At 63.4% G+C, this 2,766-nt stretch carries 2 protein-coding genes; one reads left to right on the top strand and one right to left on the bottom strand.

Features of this window, described 5'->3' with window-relative positions:
* A partial coding sequence (locus AC16XC_RS02125; RefSeq protein WP_484032985.1) for a putative bifunctional diguanylate cyclase/phosphodiesterase occupies nt 1-2,410 on the bottom strand: 2,410 nt, incomplete at its 3' end.
* 217 nt (nt 2,411-2,627) lie between these two features.
* On the opposite strand from AC16XC_RS02125, the gene AC16XC_RS02130 reads away from it, so the two are divergent.
* A partial coding sequence (locus tag AC16XC_RS02130; RefSeq protein ID WP_484032986.1) for a DUF1330 domain-containing protein occupies nt 2,628-2,766 on the top strand: 139 nt, incomplete at its 3' end.

Below are 2,766 nucleotides of genomic sequence, written 5' to 3' on the forward strand. Positions count from 1 at the left end.
CGAATTGCTGTTCGGTCTCCACTCCTTCGGCGACAACCTCCAGCCCGAGGCTGCAGGCGAGGTGGACCAGCCCGGTGACCAGTGCCGCAATGGCGGCATCCTCGTTGATCAGTTTCGTATAGGAGCGATCGATCTTGATCAGGTCGACCGGGAAATCGCGAATATGCGAGAGCGAGGAATGCCCGGTCCCGAAATCGTCGAGCGCGATTGTCACGCCGGCCGCCTTGAGCCGGTCGAGCGCGCGGGCGACATAGTCCCAGCCGAGTTCTACAAAGGCATGCTCGGTCACTTCGACTTCGATGCATGACGGGGGCACGCCGTTGCGGTCGAGCACCTCGAGCAGCCGTTCGGCATAATCGTTGCGCAGGAACTCGGCCGGGGCGGCATTGATCGCGACCCGTCCGAATTCGATCCCGGCGTCGATCCAGCCGCGGATATCGCTGACGACCCGCTCCTGCATCGCTTCGCCGATCTTCGCGGCGAGTTCGTAATCGTTGAAGGCCTCGGCCATCATGTCCGGGAGCCCGAGCTCTCCCTCGGTGGTCCTGAACCGCAACAGCGCCTCGAACCCGGCAATCGCCCCGCGCCCGATGGACAGTTTCGGCTGGTAGACGGCGACGATGCTGCCATCCACGATCGCCTCGCGGGCCCGCGCAAGCTGGAAGGCCGCCTGCCTGACATCGTCCAGCATGTAGCTCTCGAACAGGCGGAAGCCCCCCCGCCCCGAGCGTTTCAGGGCGTATAGGGCCGCGTCCGCCATCTTGAGCATCTCGCCCGCCGCCAGTTCGCCCCGCGGGCAGGTCGCCCCGCCAATGCTCGCGCTCGGACGCACCACGTGGTCGCCGATGTGGAGCGCATGCTGGATCGCGAGCGCCACCTCCTGGCCGACGGCGGAAAGGGCGGCATTCGAATCCAGGCCCGGGAGGATGACCGCAAACTCGTCGCCGCCGATGCGGGCCACGAAATCCTCCCTGCGAACCGATTTCTTCAGGCGCGCGGCGATCTCCTTCAGCAGTTCGTCGCCCGCGCTGTGCCCCAAAGTGTCGTTGGTATGCTTGAAATAGTCCATGTCGACCAGCAGCAAGCCTACCTGGGCCTCGCTCGCCACCGCTTCCAGGATCGCCTGGTCGAGCTGGGCCTCGAATGCGCGGCGGTTGGGCAAGCGGGTCAGCGGGTCGTGTTCGCTCGACCATTTCAGCTGCTGCGAGCGTTTGCGTTCGTTTTTCACGCTGGCGCGCAGGGCCTGCTGCGCGATGACCTTGTCATGCACGTCGGTGCAGGTCCCGTACCAGCCGGCATCCGACCCGTCCGGACGACGGGAGGGCACGGCGCGGGTCACCACCCACCGGTACGCTCCGGTGTAGTGAAGCAGGCGCAGCTCGAGATTGAATTCCTTGCCGGAACGAAGGCCATTCCGCCATTGCCTGATCGCTTCGCGTGCATCGTCGGGATGGAGCAATTGCAGCAGGTCGCGCCAGCCGCCGGTCGCGAGCGATACGCCGGTGTAGTCCTGCCACCTGGCATTGAAGCTGGCCTTGCCTTCATGGTCCAGCGACCAGACCATATGCGGGATCGTATCGAGAGTGGCCTCCATCGAGTCGATCAGCTTTTTCTGCCACCGCTCCGTATCGCGCCGGCGCAGCAGCAGTATCGAGCCGATCAGCAGCAGCCACGCGAAGGCAATGATGCCGAAAAACGTCTCGGCACTCATCAGGTGGCCGTTGAAGACGATCCGGTCGATCCGCAACGCATGCCGCCCGGGTGCGGAATCCGCCGCGGTCAGGAATTCCATGGAAACGACGTTGTCGAAACGCGGCTGCGAAAGCTCTATCGAGGGCGTGCTGGCGGCTTCCTTCCACCATTCGACCACCGCAAATTCGTGGAGATCGATGGTGACAGTCTGCCGGCCGGGCGAAACGGCGATATTGGCCTGGTTGATCTTTTCGTCGTTGAGAGCGCCAAGTTCGACGTAACGTGGATTCTTGTCCTTCACGGCAAGCCGAAGGGCCTTGCCTGATCCTTCGTAGTCCAGCGTGAAGCTCATGCTTTCGTAGCGATCGAGTTCGATGCCGCGCCCGGTATGATACTGGTCGAAGATCACCCCGAACCCGCAATAGCCGTATTCGTAGGTCTTCCTCAGATCGCAGATCCAGGAAAGGCTCTGATTCTCCACCTGGAAGACCGACGAGGTGCCGCCATTGTCCGCATCGTCGTATTGGTAGCTTGCAAAGACGGGGCCGTTATCCTCGGGCCCGTAGGCCTGTTCGAGCTTCGTCAGGGCTTCGCGATTGTAGGATGCCAGTCCGGTCAGGAGGACAGCAGCCAGCACCACCGCCTCGGCGGTGAAATGAACCCCTCGGCCCGGTGCAAAGCCGTCGGGCCCGGCATGCCGTTTCTTGGCTGCTCGCATTGTTATCCTCCGACCCCGTCGAAGGAGGTAGCGCTAACAGGTTAACAAACTGTCGCAGGAGGGGCGGGTTCGGCCAAGGGGGCCGCCGCGTGGGTTAATTGCAGGTTACGGTAAATTGCGCGGTAGTGATTGAGCGGCAGGATTGGCGCGGGAGGCCTTGCGCCCCCGCCCCGGGCAACCTAGCGTCGGCCAACAACCCCAGCCGAACGGAGCCCGTATGGCCGCCTACATTATCGCCAAGTACAACGTCACCAACCCCGAAGGTTTCGCCGCCTATGGCGCAGCCGTGAGGCCGACCTTTGCCGGACACGAGGTCGAGTTCGTGGCGGTCGACAATGCCAGCGAGACGCTCGAAG

The organism is Candidatus Andeanibacterium sp. (genome assembly GCF_057143545.1).